Source organism: Vibrio eleionomae (assembly GCF_009874545.1).
Classification (GTDB): Bacteria; Pseudomonadota; Gammaproteobacteria; order Enterobacterales; family Vibrionaceae; genus Vibrio; species Vibrio nitrifigilis.
Genome location: NZ_WEKT01000010.1, coordinates 67,678 through 84,579, shown reverse-complemented (window position 1 = coordinate 84,579; position 16,902 = coordinate 67,678). Strand labels below are relative to the sequence as shown.

The following is a 16,902-nucleotide window of genomic DNA, read 5'->3' as shown; positions in this document are numbered from 1 at the left end:
TGAGAAAAAAGCAGATCAAGTAAGGTCATTATAATTGTCCTTCTACTGATACGTGACCGGATTTATGAGCGAGTTCAAACCAAGCGCTAGCGATATCAGCCAGACCAAAATAACAGATAAGCAAGCCAGAAATCGGTACAACTAGATAGACGTAACCAATTAATAGGTGGTGACTACCAATCGCAATACCAGGGGAGGTTTGTCCGTGAATTAAGGTGCTATGAACGAGCTCATATCCACCATAAATAAAGGCAATAGCCGAAAAGGCAAAAATGATCAGATTGATAAAAATACTCAATCCTCTTTGGCCTCGTTCTGTGAGCCGAGATGCGAGTAATTCGAGCGCTAAGTGACGCTTAATCACATAGGTATAAGCCCCTCCTAAAATACCAATCCAAATAAGTAAATAACGAGATAACTCGTCAGTAAAACTGGACGGATCTTGTAATACAAAGCGGGTAAATACTTGCCAGACAACTGCTGTAATCATAATGACCATAAAAGCAGTTAATACGAATTGTAGGATTCGAGTTATCAAATGATTCATTGCTTGGATAAACATACCTTTCATCTCTTGTGTAATGAAAATGGGTTGTTGTTCTTTCTGCCCTGACTGCTTGTTTCTTGGCACTGCCGAAATCAAGCTCGACTGCAATTGGAACAATAAACTCAGTATCTCTAACTGGTATACTTTATGGTCTGTTAGATTATATTTGGTATGACACTGGAAATGAGGAAACGATCAAAAAATAGACCATTTAATGAAATGGTGTTTCAAATTTTGAACTTTATAGCAAAATGACAATAAAAGTGGCGAGAAATGACGCTATATAAACTCTGTCTCTCAATTTGACGGTTGGATCTCAGAATTTCATCTCTTTAGATTTAAGTTATAAGTATGACACGTATATATAATTGGTATAACAAATTAGGTTTATAAATCATGACTACTTTTCTATCTGAAGATTTCATGCTCCATTCTGAACTTGCTCGTCGCCTGTATCATGATGTTGCGGCAGATTTACCAATCATTGATTATCATTGCCATCTGCCGCCATACCAAGTCGCTGACAATTATCAATTCACTAATCTGACCGATATCTGGTTACGTGGCGATCACTATAAATGGCGCGCTATGCGCAGTAATGGTGTTGATGAACGTTTTTGTACTGGGGATGCGAGCGATAAAGAAAAATTCCTAGCGTTTGCTGCGACGGTTCCTTTTACCATTGGTAATCCTATCTATCATTGGAGTCACCTAGAGTTAAGACGCCCATTTGGCTTAGAGCACGTTATTGTAAATGCAGACAGTGCTGAGCATATTTGGCAGCAGTGTAATGAAATGTTGGCGACTGATGATTTCAGAGCACGGCGGATTATGGAAAAAATGAATGTTGAGATGGTAGGAACAACCGATGATCCTATTGATAGTCTTGATGCACATAAACAGGTGGCGGAAGACCCGAGTTTTTCTATTCGTATGCTACCGAGTTGGAGACCTGATAAGGCATTTAATATTCATTTAGTGGGATTCAATGATTATATCCATAAACTTGAAGCTGCAGCAGATGTCTCTATTCATTCCTTTACTGATGTTTGTACTGCTTTGGGGAAACGTCTTGACCATTTCCAAGCCCACGGTTGCTGCGTTGCGGATCACGCGTTAGATACGGTCGTCTATGAAGAAGCATCAGAACAAGAATTGGACGCCATTTTGACGCAGCGCCTTGCTGGTAAAGAAGTCTCACCGTATCAGGCCGCTCAGTTTAAGACAGCTATTTTGGTGTATTTAGGCAAAGAGTACGCTAAGCGAAATTGGGTACAGCAGTACCATATTGGCGCGTTACGTAATGCCAATACGCGTATGTTTAATATCTTGGGCCCAGATACGGGGTTTGATTCGATCAATGATGATTTAGTGGCTGCACCGCTTGCAAAATTACTGGATGCTTTGGATAAAGAAGAGGCTTTACCTAAGACCATTTTGTATTGCCTAAACCCAAGAGATAACGAAGTGCTTGGCACTATGTGCGGCAACTTCCAAGGGGGAAATATCCCTGGAAAAATTCAATTTGGCGCTGGCTGGTGGTTTAACGATCAAAAAGATGGAATGGTGCGCCAAATGACCCAATTAGCACAATTAGGTCTGCTGAGTCGATTTGTTGGTATGTTGACCGACAGTCGCAGTTTTATGTCTTACACGCGTCACGAATACTTTCGTCGCATTTTATGTCAGATGATTGCCTCTTGGGTCGAGCACGGGGAAGCTCCCTATGATTTTACTCTGTTGAGCCAAATGGTGCGGGGTATCTGCTACAACAATGCTAAAGATTACTTTGGTGTTTAGCTTTCACTATCACCTAAATTTTTAAGCACTTATACCGAACATGGCAAACGAGAAAGGGGTTGCCCTGATCGGTATAACGTGTCTTCCTGAAGCAAGGAGAACATAGTGAATCGCTTACTACAAATTCATCCCAATGATAACGTTCTGGTTACGCTAGCGCCACTACATCAAGGTGAAGAACTGACCTTTGCCGATACACATTTTGTTATTGAACAAGATATTCCTCAAGCACATAAAATCGCACTCCATGCTCTTGCTATAGGCGATGAGATTATTAAGTATGGTGCGCCTATAGGCCATGCAATACAGGCGATAGAGCAGGGTCAACATGTTGATCATACCAATATAAAAACCAATTTGAGTTCAGTGAGTGACTATCAGTATGCCCCTGCATTTTTTTCTGAACATGTGCAGGTGATGGATCGCCATGTTCAGTTGTACCGAAGAGGTAATGGAGACGTAGGAATACGCAATGAATTGTGGATTATCCCAACGGTTGGGTGTGTTAATGCTCTTGCTCAGCAAATGAAACGCCAAATAGAACGTGAGTTACCAAACGGCTCTATCGATGGAGTGCATGTTTTTACCCATCAGTTTGGCTGCTCTCAACTTGGACAAGATCACTTAAATACGAGGACGTTATTACAAAATTTAGTGAAGCACCCCAATGCAGGTGGGGTTCTTGTGATTGGGTTGGGCTGTGAGAATAATCAAATTACAACGTTTAAAGAGACGTTAGGTGACTTTGCCCCGCAACGTGTTCGGTTTATGACGTGTCAACATCATGATGATGAAGTGGCATTTGGCGTTCAACAGTTACGTGAACTGGCAGAAGTGATGCAACAAGACCAACGTTCAGCTGGGATGCTCAGTGAGGTACGATTTGGTCTTGAATGCGGTGGTTCTGATGGCTTTTCGGGGATTACGGCCAATCCGCTGCTCGGTCGTTTCTCTGATTATGTGATTTCTCATGGTGGCACATCAGTGCTGACAGAAGTGCCAGAGATGTTCGGCGCTGAGCACTTATTGATGGCTCGTTGTGAAAATCAAAAGATCTTTGAGCAAACGGTGCAAATGATTAATAACTTCAAACAGTATTTTATCGATCATAACCAGCCTATTTACGAAAATCCATCGCCAGGTAACAAAGAGGGGGGAATTTCGACACTCGAAGAAAAATCACTTGGTTGCACCCAAAAATCTGGTCATAGCCCTGTGTGTAACGTGCTTCAGTATGGTGAACGTTTAACTCGAACTGGGCTCTCATTATTAAGTGCCCCAGGAAATGATGCAGTGGCGACATCAGCACTTGCAATGGCGGGATGCCATATCGTGTTATTCACCACTGGGCGGGGGACACCTTATGGAGGACCTGTGCCTACGTTTAAAGTGGCGACGAATACTAGCCTTGCTCAAAGAAAACCTCATTGGATTGATTTTAATGCTGGTCAGCTTGTCGAAGGCAGCACTATGGAGGATATGTTGGAAGCGTTGATTGATAACATTGCTTTAGTGGTTAGCGGTCAACAGACATGTAATGAATATAACGATTTTCGCGAAATCGCAGTGTTTAAAAGCGGTGTGACATTATAAACATCATTTTGGGGATACGTATTAGCAGAGCTTTTAGACTGGCTCTGCTTTTTAATGTTTGATTAAGCTGTTCGATCGTTTTTATTGAGAAAAGTCAGTTAAAGGATTTTCGGCAAAAAGAAAGCGGTCATAGTCATCACTTGAAGCGTCAAATAGCATTTGTTTTGTATTTTCGATATGTTGCCAAACCGCTTGTTTTGCAGCTTTACCGTCGCGTTGAATAAGTGCTTTAACAATATGCTCATGTTCGTGATACCAGTTACGTATTTGGTCATCATGAATATGCTCATGAAGCTTTTTCCAATAAGGGTTGTCTTCTCGGTGTCGACAAAGCGTTTCAGCGACATCAACGATAGCCGAATTTTGTGTACACCGTGCAAGCTGAATATGAAACTCACTATCCCAATGAGAGTCACGACTGTACTCGTCATTTTTTGCCTGTTCTTGAATCTTCATTAGCGCCACTAAATCTTGTTTGGTGGCTTGCATTGCCGCAAATTCAGCAATATTGCTCTCAAACAATTGTCGTGCTTGAAGTAGTTCGAACGGGCCATAATTACTATTAGCAAATTGGGATGAGGTTGATTCAGAAATTGTGGTTCTATTTCCTTCAATACTCACAACACGGATACCAGAACCCTTACGTACTTCAATAAATCCTTCGACTTCAAGCATGATCATCGCTTCACGGATGACAGTACGACTGACTTCAAGCTGTTCAGCCAAAATTCTTTCTGCTGGTAGCATATCTCCCACTTTGTAACGGCCGTTACCCATTTGTTCTTTAAAGCGATTGGCTATTTGCTGATATAGCTTGTAATTCGATTCCATAATATAGAGTACTAATTTGTTATACCAATGGTATATATATTACGTCGTGTTGCATAATCGGGAAAGGAAAAACTCAACGTATAATGAAAGGATTTAGTAAAGTATGATGCATGCCGAGAACTCATGTAATGGGGTGTTCTTTGCGCTTAATGAATGTCTACGTGATAAATATAAAGTACTTTCAAATGATAAGGACTGGACAGATCATGAAAATATGGAGTACATTAATGATAATAATTATCATTAATGTTTGTCTGTTTTAAAATGAAGAGAAAGTACGTTAAAGAGTTAGAACGAGCACTTATGCTATTATTCATGAGTGGCTTATGTCTTGTTATGTTTATCTATCAGACTGTAGTTGATTCAAATGAATGGTTATTTTTGATGTCTGGTTCTCTATTTATTATTTTTCTGTTTTTTGCATTAAACGCTTCATTTCGTCTCGTGATTTATCAGCATGCACGATAAATGTAGATGCCTGAACAAAACAGTTATGCACTTCGCTCTCATCGTTACTTTGTTTTATTCTGCAGTTAAACGAATCATATATCGAGTCACCTGCCAATTTTATAATGAATATTCTAAAGCCTGAGGTAAGGACTCTTTCAGTGGATAAGATGAAGATATAAAAACCCGTCGCTCGCAGTTCAACAGAGTGATGTTCATAGCTATACCCAAATGACCTCAAGATGCAGGATTCAGAGCTTCATCAACGAGCCTAGGTCAATCTCAATCACGGCAGGAATGGTCATTCCCTTTTAACGTGATTGGGCGAAGAAATAGGTTTGTTGATGAGCTCCCGAAGGGCGAGTTTTATTCGCTCCTAGGCTGTGTTACTGATTTTCTACGTAGAATGACTATGTCTTCAAATCAGTGCCTTGCCTANCGGCAGGAATGGTCATTCCCTTTTAACGTGATTGGGCGAAGAAATAGGTTTGTTGATGAGCTCCCGAAGGGCGAGTTTTATTCGCTCCTAGGCTGTGTTACTGATTTTCTACGTAGAATGACTATGTCTTCAAATCAGTGCCTTGCCTAACAGCTAATACATTCTCGCTGAAACAGCATCTTGAGGTTACTTGGGTATAAATATAATTCCTTATAGGTATTGCCAAAATAACCCTGATAAAAAAACACAATAAATATGATGTTCTGTATTTAAATTTGTAACTAAATATTTCTTTTAATTATCTGTATATTAGCCGAATCTCAGGTATTTGCTTGCCTCAAATTATTTGTGAAAGTCCTTTTGTCTCAATCTATTAATAAATATGTCAACTTCGTTATTAGTGTCACATTAAAAAGTTTGGAAGTTGACATAACCCTGATAAAATCCTGACATAGATTATTTGAATATCATATCGTGCATGAAAGAAAACGTTATTATTTCAGTTTCATCCGTTAGCGGTACTCGACATTTTCATGTCGGGAAATGGGTTCGTCATGTGCTTCGTGGATTTGGTTATTTGATTCTTACGGCTATTTTGGTCACGGCTGGTGTTATCTATTATTTAGTTCATGAAGTCGATTTTGCGAAACTAAAGCAAAAGCAACTTGAACACCAATCGATGTCACTAAATGAAGAAGTGCTGTCATTAAAAGAGCTGAAAGATAACTTACAAGGTGATCTGCTTGAACGTGAAGAAAGAATGCAAACTGTTTCTGATCGCTTGGGGGATTTAGAAAAAGTGCTAGGGGTTGATGATTCTGATGAGGCATTAGAAACCCGATTGGATGTAGCTGCAATCACGTCTTCTGTGCGTAAAGTGATGCTATCGCAGATTCCAAGTGGAGCACCAGTAAAAGAAGGTCGTATTTCATCAGGGTATGGTAAGCGAGTTCATCCTGTTACAGGTGTGGTGAAATTTCACCGAGGTCAGGATTTTGCGGTCAATATTGGTACGCCAATTTATGCTCCAGCAGATGGAGTGGTAGAAGTGACTCGGCCAAGTAACCAAGACTCAGGTAATTACCTTCGTATTCAACACTCATTTGGTTTTACCAGTTCCTACTCTCACATGAGTAAATTCAGTACTAAAATGGGTGACTTTGTCCACAAAGGTGACCTCATTGGCTACTCAGGCAATACCGGGCTTACTTCTGGTCCACACCTACATTATGAGATTCGTTTTGTTGGGCGATCTCTAGACCCCAAACCTTTTGTTGATTGGGGATTAAACGACTTTGATACAATTTTTACTAAGATACGAGGTGTCCGATGGGAATCTTTAGTCAGCATGGTAGAGCAAAGGGTAAGCGCTCAATTACAACTCTCATCGCAGAAGGTTGTTCAATTACAGGGCACTTTAAAGTAGAGAACAATATCCAAGTAGATGGTTCAATAGATGGCCAGCTTCATATCGATAAGACCTTGGTAATCAGCGAGAGTGGTAAAGTCAGTGGTGAAGTATACGCTGAACATATCGTAGTCAACGGTCAATTCGATGGCACTTGTTATGCAGATAAAATCGAAATTTTGAGTAAAGGCCACGTCAATGGCACGATTTATAGTGATGATTTGAGTATTGAGCACGGTGGGCGCTTTAACGGTGTGACACACCCAACGCCAGAACAGCAAGTGGTTGATCTCAAAGAAGCTAAAGTGTCGTCAGAAAAGCAGGCTGCCGTAAATGAAGTGGTAAAAAATAAGCAGCAAGCCGATAGCGCCAAGTAATGTTAAAGCCTGCTCTCAATTGAAAGCAGGCTTTTATACCCAATCATGCAATGATTAAGGTACTAAATGACACTTAATAGCCTTTAATGTTGTTTGCTTCTAGCTCTGAGAAATACTTGACGGTTTTTACTTTCAATTCTTGAGTTGCTGGTTCATCACATATAATCACAGCTTTAGGATGCAGTTGTAAGGCTGAAACTGTCCACATATGGTTAACTGAACCTTCTACAGCCGCTTGCAGTGCTAGCGCCTTATTATGACCAATAACCAGCGTTAAAATTTCTTCCGCATCGAGTAGCGTTCCGACACCAATCGTTAACGCATATTTAGGCACTTGGGCCACGTCACCATCAAAAAAGCGAGAGTTCGCAATTCGAGTGTCTTCTGTCAGTGTTTTTATCCGAGTGCGAGATGAAAGTGAAGAAGCTGGTTCATTGAATGCGATATGGCCATCTGTCCCCACACCTCCCATAAATAAATGGATTTTACCGTACGATTTTATCTTTGCTTCGTAGCGAGCACATTCTGCATCGTGATCGTCGGTGTTACCATTCAGTAAGTTAATATTTTGCGGTTGAATATCAACATGATCGAAGAAATTCTGATGCATGAAAGAGTGGTAGGATTCTGGATGTGATTCCGCTAATCCTACGTATTCATCCATATTAAATGTCACTACATGAGCGAAACTAACTTTGCCTTGTTGGTAACGTTCTATCAATGCTTTGTAGGTGGTAACAGGCGTTCCTCCTGTGGGAAGTCCGAGTACGAAAGGGCGCTCTGCCGTTGGTTGAAATGCATTAATACGTTTAACGATATGATCGGCAGCCCATTGTCCTACTTGCTCGGCGCTCTGTAGAGGAATTAGTCTCATGTTACTGACCCTATAAATTGATAAATGAAATTAAGTTATTTTTTATTATAAAATAAGTAAAAAAAGTCTGCTAGTTTTTTGTGCTCTTTATCCTTGTTAACTTCTGGTTTATGCGTTTGGTTGCTTCTTCTAGGGTGTTTTTTACTGGTTTTAATTTTTAATGTAAATTAAGTATTTTTGACCTAGTACGTAATTAGTTAATAACAGCAAGCCATACTTAACACAGGTAATTTTTGAGGAACTTTTTATGTGCTGATAGTCAGAATAAAAGATGATGTTACAGGTAATCATTCTTGATTTAAGGAGAGTGGCAGATGAAAAATGAACTAGACCCTAGCCAATTACTCCATGCTTATGAAAATGTCATGGAAAATGGAACACCCACAGAATTCGGCAAAATATACGAAGGCGTGGAAGCTTTCTCGGACTATGATGGGTATAACATCTACATGCGTGGTAATGGTGTAGAGCTCCGAGTTGGTTTTCATAATACCTATCACATCGAGTATGATCAGGAGCATTTGAAAGAGAGCTTTTTGAAAAAGATTTCATTGCTAGCGAAATAGCATAAATAGACAAAGCCCCAGACAGTAAACTGCTCTGGGGCTTTGGGAGAAAGATATCATTGAGCATAGTACAACTAAGTGTTGAATACCATCCAATATAAATACTTATGGATCATAACTCTCAACGTGTCACTACACCTTCTGCTTTCTTAATCCTCTTCTGTAAGGCTAGGCTCATCTTCAGTGTAATCTTCCGACACATCGGGTTTGCTACGGCCATTTAAAGTATGGAAGCGTTTACGGCCTCGAGCTAAACGAACGTACTTCATCCAAACTCGTTCAATTTTGCTTTCTGCTGCTTCTGGGTTTGCTAACACACTTAGAAAGTGCTGTTCTTCGGTATTAGCGGATTGTAATTCACCAGACTCTAGGCCTAGCATGGTTTCTCCATAAAGGGTTAGGAGATTCTCTTCTGCTAAGGTAAAGTCACCCGATTTCGCAAACCCGCGAGGGAATTTTTTATTATCGAAAAAACGTTTTTTTCCTTGACGAAATGCAGTCTCAGACATATCAACCTCGTGTAAGTATATTGTCTTAGCAATAGCCATTGATCAGGGCGAAAGTTAGGCGTAAATTCGCCAAAAGAAAAACAAAACTTTTTTATCGTAACGATAGACTAAGCTAATGAGAAATAAGGGCAGTTTTTGAGGGTTAGATATGGATGTAAAAGTATTCCGTACGTTTCTTGAATTGGCAAAAGTTCGGCATTTTGGACGAGCCGCAGAGAATCTTTATCTTACCCAAGCCGCGGTAAGTGCCAGGATCAAACAATTGGAAAACTATTTCGATGCTCAACTTTTTACTCGGGATAGAAATAACATCAAATTAACCTCTGCCGGAGAGCGGTTGATTAATTACGCAGAAGTCATGGTAACTACGCTACAACAAGCGAAATATGATTTGTCGTTAGATGATGGAAAAGCTTTGCAGTTAACCCTTGGTGGTACTCCTAATATATGGGATGCCTACCTACAAAACTGTTTGAGTGTCGTGACAGATGCATTTGCAGGTTATGGCTTTATGGCTGAGGTGATGGGGAGAGAGCAGCTCAATCGTCACTTACTTGAACGTACACTTGATATGGCGTTTGCATTTGATCCGATTAAATCGGATGAGCTTCAATGTAAGAACGTCGCGGATATGGTGTTGGTGTTAGTTTCAACTCGTGAAGATACGTTAGACACCGTATTTGAAAATCGTTATGTGTATGTTGACTGGGGATCGCGTTTCTCTTCAGAACATGCGGATCGCCATCCTGATGCGCCAGCGCCATTTCTACGTACCTCTACAGTACGTATAGCGCTTGATTTTATATTGGAAAAGGGTGGAAGTGCCTATCTGCCTGCTTCCGTTGTAGAGCCATTTTTAGCGACGAATCAGCTATATCGAGTCAAAGGGGTTGAAGAGTGGTATCGACCTGTTTACCTAAGTTATCGTAAAAATAGTTCCTCACTTGAAGCCATTACACAGGTAGAAGAGCTTGTGAAAAATACCGATCCATTAACCGCTTATAGCTTGAAGATTGCAGGTGAAGCGATGGAGTAATCGCTTGCTAAGTATTAGATAGCGATTGTTTACATAGATGTGAATAAAATAAAGGGCGAAGTGATGACTCACTTCGCCCTTTAATCTTTAAGCTTGGTAACGATTATTTTGTTTGACGAACGATTAAGTTGTCGACAGCGACTTTACCTTGGCCTGAGAATAGAATGGATAGGCTTGCTGCAAATAGTGCTAAGCCATATTCAAAACCGCCATTTGACAAAAATAGGCCGTGGCTGATGTGAACGCTGAAAATAGCTACAATCATAGTAAATGCAGTGACAAATGCAGCAGGGCGAGTATGCAGGCCTAAAAGAAGTAGCAAACCGCCAAAAAACTCACCACTCCCCGCTAAGGTAGCCATTACAATGCCTGGTTCTAATCCAATCGAGTTCATCCATTGTGCTGTACCTGATAACCCGTGGCCACCAAACCAACCGAATAGCTTTTGACTGCCATGCGCCATGTAGATGATACCTACAGGGATACGTAATGCGAGTGGGGCAAAACCTGCATCAGAAGTCATTAGTTTCTTTAAAAACGCTTTCATCGATGATTCCTCTATGTATATCGATTGATTTGTTGTGTTGAATGAAGTGTATTGACTATTCATTAAAATGATAATTAGAGCCGTCTGACATTGATGTTCGAAAATATTGATGATGTTTTAGGGAACTTTTTGTGTCATTAAACATAAAGTTTAAAACGCATTTTTCTAATGTAAGTGCATTAGAAAACGATGAATTTCTATTGTTGAGGAATGTAACAAGCCTCCTCAAGGTAAAGTTTTCGCGAGAATGTCTTCGCTCTTAGGCAAAGTACTGATGAGAAGATAGAGTGATTCTACGTTGGCTATACAGTTTTAGATTGAGTGCCGAATGTGGCGAGTAATGGTTCTAGTAACTTCTACAATATCGGGCATACTCAGTGAATCAAGTGATGTTTATGGAACAAAGACAATTGCTAATTAAATCGCCTTTAATGTTAGATAAAGAGCAGTGCCGCCAAGCTCGGCTGAGTCGAGATGCTCGTTTTGATGGACGATTCTTTATTGCAGTTAAGAGTACTGGGATATTTTGTCGTCCTATTTGCCCGGCTAATTTACCTAAAGAAGAAAATGTCACTTATTATGCGACAGCTGCGGAATCGATGGCAGCAGGATATCGACCATGCTTACGCTGTCATCCAGATAGCGCCCCTCATTCTAACTTGTGGCGAGGAACTGAGACGACATTTTCTCGTGCAATGGCATTAATTGATTTAGGCGCTTTGAGCGAAGGAAGCATTGCCCAACTGGCTGATAGGCTAGGAATAAGTGAACGTTATTTACGTCAGCTATTTACGCAAAATTTAGGAATGTCACCGAAAAAATATGCGTTATATCAACAGCTTTTATTTGCTAAACGGTTATTGCATACGAGTTCTATGGCTATAACAGACATTGGTTTTGCTAGTGGATTTCAAAGTACACGGCGCTTTAATGATGCATTTGTAAAACATTTTCGTTTAACCCCTACGCAAATAAGACGAAGTAACAAACATAAAACAGCAACGCAAAGCGTTTTACTTTCTTACAGAGGGAAGCTGGCGTGGCAAGAAATGTTGGACTTTTATCGCTTGCGTGCGATCAAAGGGATTGAAGTGATTACTGCGGATAGCTATGAAAGAACCGCAGTATTAAACGATTCTACTGTTTGGTATCGGGTCAGTGTGACAAAAGACGCACAGATAAAGTTGGAATTTCGTTTAGACAATATTCGTGATTTACGTTTGTTGGTCAGTCGTGTACGTCGCCAGTTTGATCTCGATGCAGATACTGACTTGATCGAGCAGCATTTAGATGCGATTCAACCGGGCATTGTCGCCACTAAGGGAATCCGTATTCCCGGGATATGGAGTCGTTGGGAAGCGGGTGTTAGGGCTATTTTAGGACAGCAGGTTTCGGTAAAAGCGGCCATTGGACAGCTGAATCTTTTAGTGGCTGCGTTTAATCAGCAAACGAGTGAGTTATGGAATTTCCCGACCCCTGAGCAAGTTAAAGATGCAGATCTATCCTTTTTACGCATGCCTAATGCACGTAAAGACACTCTCGCTAGATTTGCGGTATTTATGAATGAAAACCCTGAATGCGACCCGCGGGACTGGTTAGCATTAAAGGGGGTTGGACCTTGGACAGTGAGCTACGCAAAATTGAGAGCAGATAGTGAAGAAGATTGTTTCCTCGATAATGATCTTATTGTGCGTAAAGTAATGGCTCTTCATCCCGAGCTAACGAAAAATAATGTGTCGCCGTGGGGTAGCTATGCTACGTTTCATTGCTGGCGTTATGAAGGAAACATTGTTAATGACTAATTATTATTGCCAAAATATGAGCCCCTTAGGCGTCATGACCATTCAGTGTAATGATGAAGGTTTAAGCGGAATTTGGTTTGAACAACATACCACCTTACCTGACGACTTGGGGATTGAAAATGCCGCGCATCCGTTACTACAACAGGCAAAAATTGAACTCAAAGAGTATTTTGCTGGTCAACGTCAAACATTCCATTTGCCGTTAAGTGTGCAGGGAACCGCATTTCAGCAAGACGTTTGGCAGGCGTTAAAGTCGATTCCTTACGGACAGACAACGAACTATCAAGCGATTGCTGAGCAGATTGGACGACCTAAAGCTGTGCGTGCTGTTGGGGCGGCGAATGGTAAAAATCCTCTTTCAATTGTGATCCCATGCCATAGAGTGATTGGCAAAAGTGGGAAACTCGTAGGGTATGCTGGTGGAGAAAGCCGCAAGGAAGCATTACTGAAACTAGAAAATAGCCATCTTGGCTGAGATCATATCTAACATGAATAAAGGCGACGGATGTCGCCTTTATCTTAGCTAGATACTATCGTACATAGCTTGATGGGCAGTATCTCCACCTCTTGTTTTCAATAGATAGAGGTGAAAGCAGCTATCGTTTGAATCAGCTAAAATAGGCTGCTATTGATCAGCATATGCACCGCACAACTTGCAAAATATCCCACCAAAATCACTGGCGTCCATTTTAAATGACTGCCGAAGGTATATTGGCCTTTGGTTGCTCCCATCAATGCAACCCCTGCTGCTGAACCGATAGACAGTAAGCTACCACCAACGCCAGCGGTAAGCGTGACTAATAACCAGTTTCCGTGAGACATGATTGGGTCCATAGTGAGCACGGCATACATCACAGGTATATTGTCAACAATCGATGAGAGGATACCCACCATGATATTCGCAGCGACAGGGTTCCATTGGGTGTACATCACGTTGGATGCCATAGATAAGTAACCCAGTAAGCTTAGTCCGCCCACACACATCACAACACCATAAAAGAACAGCAGAGTGTCCCACTCGGCACGGGCAATACGTTGAAATACATCAAAAGGAACAAACGAGCCGATATGGTCTAACTCTTCTTTATCGGCTTTAGCCTTTAAGCGTGCGATAGATTTTGGAAATGCCATTCTCAGGTAAAAACCATAAAACTGCAGGTAAGCTAACCCTAGCATCATGCCTATTACAGGAGGAAAATCGAACAAGGAATGAAAGGTTACCGATGTAAGAATCGTGAGTATAAATAGTGCCACAATAGGCAACCCACCGGGTTTGATATGAATATGCATGTTCATCGATGCTGGCTTTTGCTTCGGTAAGAAAAAGCACATGATGATAGCGGGTACAAGAAAATTGACGACGGAAGGGACGAAAAGGTCAAAGAATTGGGTAAATTCAACTTTCCCTGATTGCCAAACCATTAGCGTTGTAATGTCGCCAAATGGGCTAAACGCTCCACCGGCGTTAGCGGCTACAACGATATTAATACATGAAAGATTGACGAATTTTTTATTATCTCCACCTAATTTCATTACCACGGCACACATTAATAATCCGGTAGTTAGATTATCGGCGACTGGAGAGATAAAAAAAGCGAGAAAACCGGTTAGCCAAAATAAAGTTTGAAAATTGAAACCCTTTTTCAACATCCAAGCTTGCAAACCATCAAATACATTTCTCTCATCCATTGCATTTATATAGGTCATCGCCACTAATAAAAACAAGAGTAATTCTGCATACTCTAAAAGATTATGTTCGATAGCTTGTTCGACAATTTCTGAAGCGCCGTATTGGTGATAAATCCAACCGATTAGAGCCCAGATCAAGCCTGCTGCCAAAAGGACTGGCTTAGATTTATGTAGTTTAAGTTTTTCCTCTAACATTACTGCAGCATAAGCGACCACAAAAATAACAATGGAACTATAGCCTATTAGTGAATGGGTTAAAGGTGGTACTGTATTTGAATTAGAAGACGCGAAACTAAAATTCGGTATTAAATAAAGGAGAAAAGTCACCACTCCATATAGAACTCGCTTCATTGCTTTTTACTCCATTAACATTTCGTTCTAAAGAAATATTAAGGATTATTAGCATATTCATTTGTGAACTAAATCAATTTAGTTTGATCTTTAGGCATAAGAACAGTGAATTTAATTGAATAATAAAAAACATCCCTGTCATTAGTGAAAGGGATGTTTTTTGATTGTTAATTGAGCATTATGATATGCAACTAATCGTTGCTAATTGCAACTTTTTGTTTCTCATTGAGCTCAATATCAGCATTGAAGATCTCTTCGCTAAATGCGTTTTCTGATTTAGCAACGATACAGGTAACACAAGAGTCGCCTGTAATGTTCACTGCGGTACGGATCATATCCAGTAGACGGTCAACACCCATAATCAACGCGACACCTTCAAGAGGTAGACCAACTTGATTTAATACCATTGCTAACATGATAAGACCTACACCTGGTACACCAGCGGTACCGATAGAGGCTAATGTTGCTGTTACAATCACCATCAGGTAATCAGACATAGACAAATCGATGTTAAATGCTTGAGCGATGAATGCTGTAGCAACACCTTGCATTATCGCAGTACCGTCCATGTTCACGGTTGCACCCAAAGGAATCGTAAAGGATGCGACTTTGTTGTGTACACCAAGGCGTTGAGTTGCGGTTTCCATTGTTACTGGAAGCGTTGCATTTGATGATGCGGTTGAGAAAGCAAACATCACAGCATCTTCCATTTTACGGAAGAATGTAAATGGATTTAAACCTGCTAACCCTTTTAGCATCAGGCCATAAGTCACAAAGGCATGAATCAACAACGTACCAACAAGTACCGCAAAGTAGGCGGCTAAGTTCCATATTGCACTTAAACCTAGGCCAGTAAACAGTTTTGCCATTAGGAAGAATACGCCGTAAGGAGCAACCTTCATTAGCAAGGTGACCAGTTTCATCAATACTTCGTTTAAATCGACGAAGAAATCTGCAATACGCTCACCTGGTTTTCCTGCAGAACTGATTGCGATACCAAATAGGAGCGCGAATACAATAACTTGTAGTGTATTACCTTCAGCCATTGCACTGATAGGGTTCGTTGGGAACATATCAATGATAACTTTTGCCAGTGAAGGAGCTTCTGCTGATTTGAAGCTGGTTGCTGCAGTCAGATCTGCACCTGAACCTGGGTGAAAAACATTACCCATGATAAGAGCAAGTGTAATAGCGACAGCTGTTGTTAAAATGTAAAGACCAAGAGTTTTACCGCCCATGCGGCCTAAAGTGGATAGGTCTTTTAATGAGCTTGTGCCACAGACTAAAGACACAAAGACAAGTGGAACGACTAGCATTTTTAAACTAGCGATAAAGATTTTGCCGCCAACTTCAAACAGACCATTGATAATGTATGTATCAACAAAACTTGAGTCTGCAAATAGGGTGCGGATAGCAAATCCCGTTAAGATGCCGGCAATCATACCAAGGATAACTCGTGTGGTTAACGACATTGGTTTTTTGGTATTCATCATGAACACTCCTTATTATTTATTCACTTCGACCTCATTTCAAAGCGAGCGGCAGGTTATCAGGCGCTTTCATAAATCTGAAAATAAAATGAAATATAACCCTGATAAATGTGATCATCGTCACTGAAAAGTGGTATTTTATAANTATTATGAGTGGCTAAAATAAATAATATTAGTGTTTTATGTTAAAAAATGTTCAAAAAATAAAACTCTAACCTAAATATCTACATATTCATAGAAATGATTTCAATAGTATAAAGATTATCTGGTGAATACAAATTCACTTTTAAAGGCTTTTTATTTACAAGGCTGATCAGCGAGAAGTCAATCGATAGGTGTGAGGGTTGATCGTAAAGGCGGCAGCCGAAATGGTTACTGTTTCTTACTGGCTATATTGTTGGTTAATGTTGTACGTAATGTTGCTTAAATTATATTGTTATTCATTTTTTATTTAAAAATAACCCATAAAGAATACCTTTTATTCTGGTTTGGAATAAAAAATCTCCATTTATAAAAAAATATTGCAAAGATTCAAATAAATTGATCTTGAACAAGGTAGGGTGTGAGCGCATCATGGTTATGAAAAACGAGACATA

At 40.4% G+C, this 16,902-nt stretch carries 15 protein-coding genes; 8 read left to right on the top strand and 7 right to left on the bottom strand.

Going from position 1 to position 16,902, the window contains the following annotated elements; all coding sequences use genetic code 11:
* Nucleotides 1-28 precede the first annotated feature (28 nt).
* Complete coding sequence (locus F9817_RS08095) at nt 29-631, bottom strand: TRAP transporter small permease (protein ID WP_345789714.1); 603 nt, start codon at nt 629-631, stop codon at nt 29-31.
* Between the two features lie 312 nt (nt 632-943).
* Between F9817_RS08095 and uxaC the strand changes: the two genes are divergently transcribed.
* Nucleotides 944-2,347, top strand: coding sequence for a glucuronate isomerase (gene uxaC, locus F9817_RS08090; protein ID WP_161154457.1), 1,404 nt, complete (start codon nt 944-946; stop codon nt 2,345-2,347).
* Nucleotides 2,348-2,452: 105 nt separating this feature from the next.
* On the top strand, nt 2,453-3,940 hold the full coding sequence (locus F9817_RS08085) for a UxaA family hydrolase (protein WP_161154456.1): 1,488 nt from the start codon (nt 2,453-2,455) through the stop codon (nt 3,938-3,940).
* An 81-nt stretch (nt 3,941-4,021) separates the two neighbouring features.
* Here the strand turns inward: F9817_RS08085 and F9817_RS08080 are convergent, their stop codons facing one another.
* Entirely contained in the window at nt 4,022-4,771 is a 750-nt protein-coding gene (locus tag F9817_RS08080; protein WP_161154455.1) for a GntR family transcriptional regulator, read from the bottom strand.
* Between the two features lie 1,364 nt (nt 4,772-6,135).
* Between F9817_RS08080 and F9817_RS08075 the strand changes: the two genes are divergently transcribed.
* Both F9817_RS08075 and F9817_RS08070 read left to right on the top strand, forming a co-directional pair.
* Nucleotides 6,136-7,083, top strand: a complete 948-nt coding sequence (locus F9817_RS08075) for a M23 family metallopeptidase (RefSeq protein ID WP_161154454.1) — start codon at nt 6,136-6,138, stop codon at nt 7,081-7,083.
* Between the two features lie 8 nt (nt 7,084-7,091).
* The gene (locus tag F9817_RS08070) at nt 7,092-7,442 is read left to right on the top strand and encodes a bactofilin family protein (RefSeq protein WP_329604867.1); all 351 of its coding nucleotides are present in this window, start codon (nt 7,092-7,094) and stop codon (nt 7,440-7,442) included.
* A gap of 73 nt (nt 7,443-7,515) precedes the next feature.
* On the opposite strand, the gene nagB is transcribed toward F9817_RS08070, so the two are convergent.
* The gene (gene nagB, locus F9817_RS08065; protein WP_161154452.1) at nt 7,516-8,316 is read right to left on the bottom strand and encodes a glucosamine-6-phosphate deaminase; all 801 of its coding nucleotides are present in this window, start codon (nt 8,314-8,316) and stop codon (nt 7,516-7,518) included.
* A gap of 314 nt (nt 8,317-8,630) precedes the next feature.
* Here nagB and F9817_RS08060 point away from each other — a divergent pair, with 314 nt between their 5' ends.
* The gene (locus F9817_RS08060) at nt 8,631-8,882 is read left to right on the top strand and encodes a DUF3081 domain-containing protein (RefSeq protein WP_161154451.1); all 252 of its coding nucleotides are present in this window, start codon (nt 8,631-8,633) and stop codon (nt 8,880-8,882) included.
* Between the two features lie 149 nt (nt 8,883-9,031).
* On the opposite strand, the gene F9817_RS08055 is transcribed toward F9817_RS08060, so the two are convergent.
* Nucleotides 9,032-9,391, bottom strand: a complete 360-nt coding sequence (locus tag F9817_RS08055) for a MaoP family protein (RefSeq protein WP_161154450.1) — start codon at nt 9,389-9,391, stop codon at nt 9,032-9,034.
* Between the two features lie 148 nt (nt 9,392-9,539).
* On the opposite strand from F9817_RS08055, the gene F9817_RS08050 reads away from it, so the two are divergent.
* Nucleotides 9,540-10,427 carry a LysR family transcriptional regulator gene (locus tag F9817_RS08050; RefSeq protein WP_161154449.1) on the top strand — a complete coding sequence of 296 codons (888 nt, stop codon included), beginning with the start codon at nt 9,540-9,542 and terminating at the stop codon, nt 10,425-10,427.
* 103 nt (nt 10,428-10,530) lie between these two features.
* On the opposite strand, the gene F9817_RS08045 is transcribed toward F9817_RS08050, so the two are convergent.
* Nucleotides 10,531-10,974, bottom strand: coding sequence for a DoxX family protein (locus F9817_RS08045; protein ID WP_161154448.1), 444 nt, complete (start codon nt 10,972-10,974; stop codon nt 10,531-10,533).
* Nucleotides 10,975-11,384: 410 nt separating this feature from the next.
* Here F9817_RS08045 and F9817_RS08040 point away from each other — a divergent pair, with 410 nt between their 5' ends.
* Together F9817_RS08040 and F9817_RS08035 are read left to right on the top strand one after the other, a co-directional pair.
* Nucleotides 11,385-12,776, top strand: a complete 1,392-nt coding sequence (locus F9817_RS08040) for a DNA-3-methyladenine glycosylase 2 family protein (protein ID WP_427916700.1) — start codon at nt 11,385-11,387, stop codon at nt 12,774-12,776.
* Entirely contained in the window at nt 12,769-13,251 is a 483-nt protein-coding gene (locus F9817_RS08035; protein WP_161154446.1) for a methylated-DNA--[protein]-cysteine S-methyltransferase, read from the top strand. The genes F9817_RS08040 and F9817_RS08035 overlap by 8 nt, the downstream gene beginning before the upstream one ends.
* 137 nt (nt 13,252-13,388) lie before the next feature.
* Here the strand turns inward: F9817_RS08035 and nhaD are convergent, their stop codons facing one another.
* Nucleotides 13,389-14,816: a sodium:proton antiporter NhaD gene (nhaD, locus tag F9817_RS08030; RefSeq protein ID WP_161154445.1), complete on the bottom strand. Its 1,428-nt coding sequence runs from the start codon at nt 14,814-14,816 to the stop codon at nt 13,389-13,391.
* 191 nt (nt 14,817-15,007) lie between these two features.
* Nucleotides 15,008-16,306, bottom strand: coding sequence for a dicarboxylate/amino acid:cation symporter (locus tag F9817_RS08025; protein ID WP_161154481.1), 1,299 nt, complete (start codon nt 16,304-16,306; stop codon nt 15,008-15,010).
* Between the last annotated feature and the right edge of the window lie 596 nt (nt 16,307-16,902).

Bases quoted from the DNA above. Each gene is read 5' to 3' on its own strand.
- F9817_RS08050 (WP_161154449.1), top strand. From the start codon at position 9,540: ATGGATGTAAAAGTATTCCGTACGTTTCTTGAATTGGCAAAAGTTCGG.
- nhaD (WP_161154445.1), bottom strand. From the start codon at position 14,816: ATGAAGCGAGTTCTATATGGAGTGGTGACTTTTCTCCTTTATTTAATA.
- F9817_RS08060 (WP_161154451.1), top strand. From the start codon at position 8,631: ATGAAAAATGAACTAGACCCTAGCCAATTACTCCATGCTTATGAAAAT.
- uxaC (WP_161154457.1), top strand. From the start codon at position 944: ATGACTACTTTTCTATCTGAAGATTTCATGCTCCATTCTGAACTTGCT.
- F9817_RS08035 (WP_161154446.1), top strand. From the start codon at position 12,769: ATGACTAATTATTATTGCCAAAATATGAGCCCCTTAGGCGTCATGACC.
- F9817_RS08045 (WP_161154448.1), bottom strand. From the start codon at position 10,974: ATGAAAGCGTTTTTAAAGAAACTAATGACTTCTGATGCAGGTTTTGCC.
- F9817_RS08075 (WP_161154454.1), top strand. From the start codon at position 6,136: ATGAAAGAAAACGTTATTATTTCAGTTTCATCCGTTAGCGGTACTCGA.
- F9817_RS08080 (WP_161154455.1), bottom strand. From the start codon at position 4,771: ATGGAATCGAATTACAAGCTATATCAGCAAATAGCCAATCGCTTTAAA.
- F9817_RS08055 (WP_161154450.1), bottom strand. From the start codon at position 9,391: ATGTCTGAGACTGCATTTCGTCAAGGAAAAAAACGTTTTTTCGATAAT.
- F9817_RS08025 (WP_161154481.1), bottom strand. From the start codon at position 16,306: ATGAATACCAAAAAACCAATGTCGTTAACCACACGAGTTATCCTTGGT.
- nagB (WP_161154452.1), bottom strand. From the start codon at position 8,316: ATGAGACTAATTCCTCTACAGAGCGCCGAGCAAGTAGGACAATGGGCT.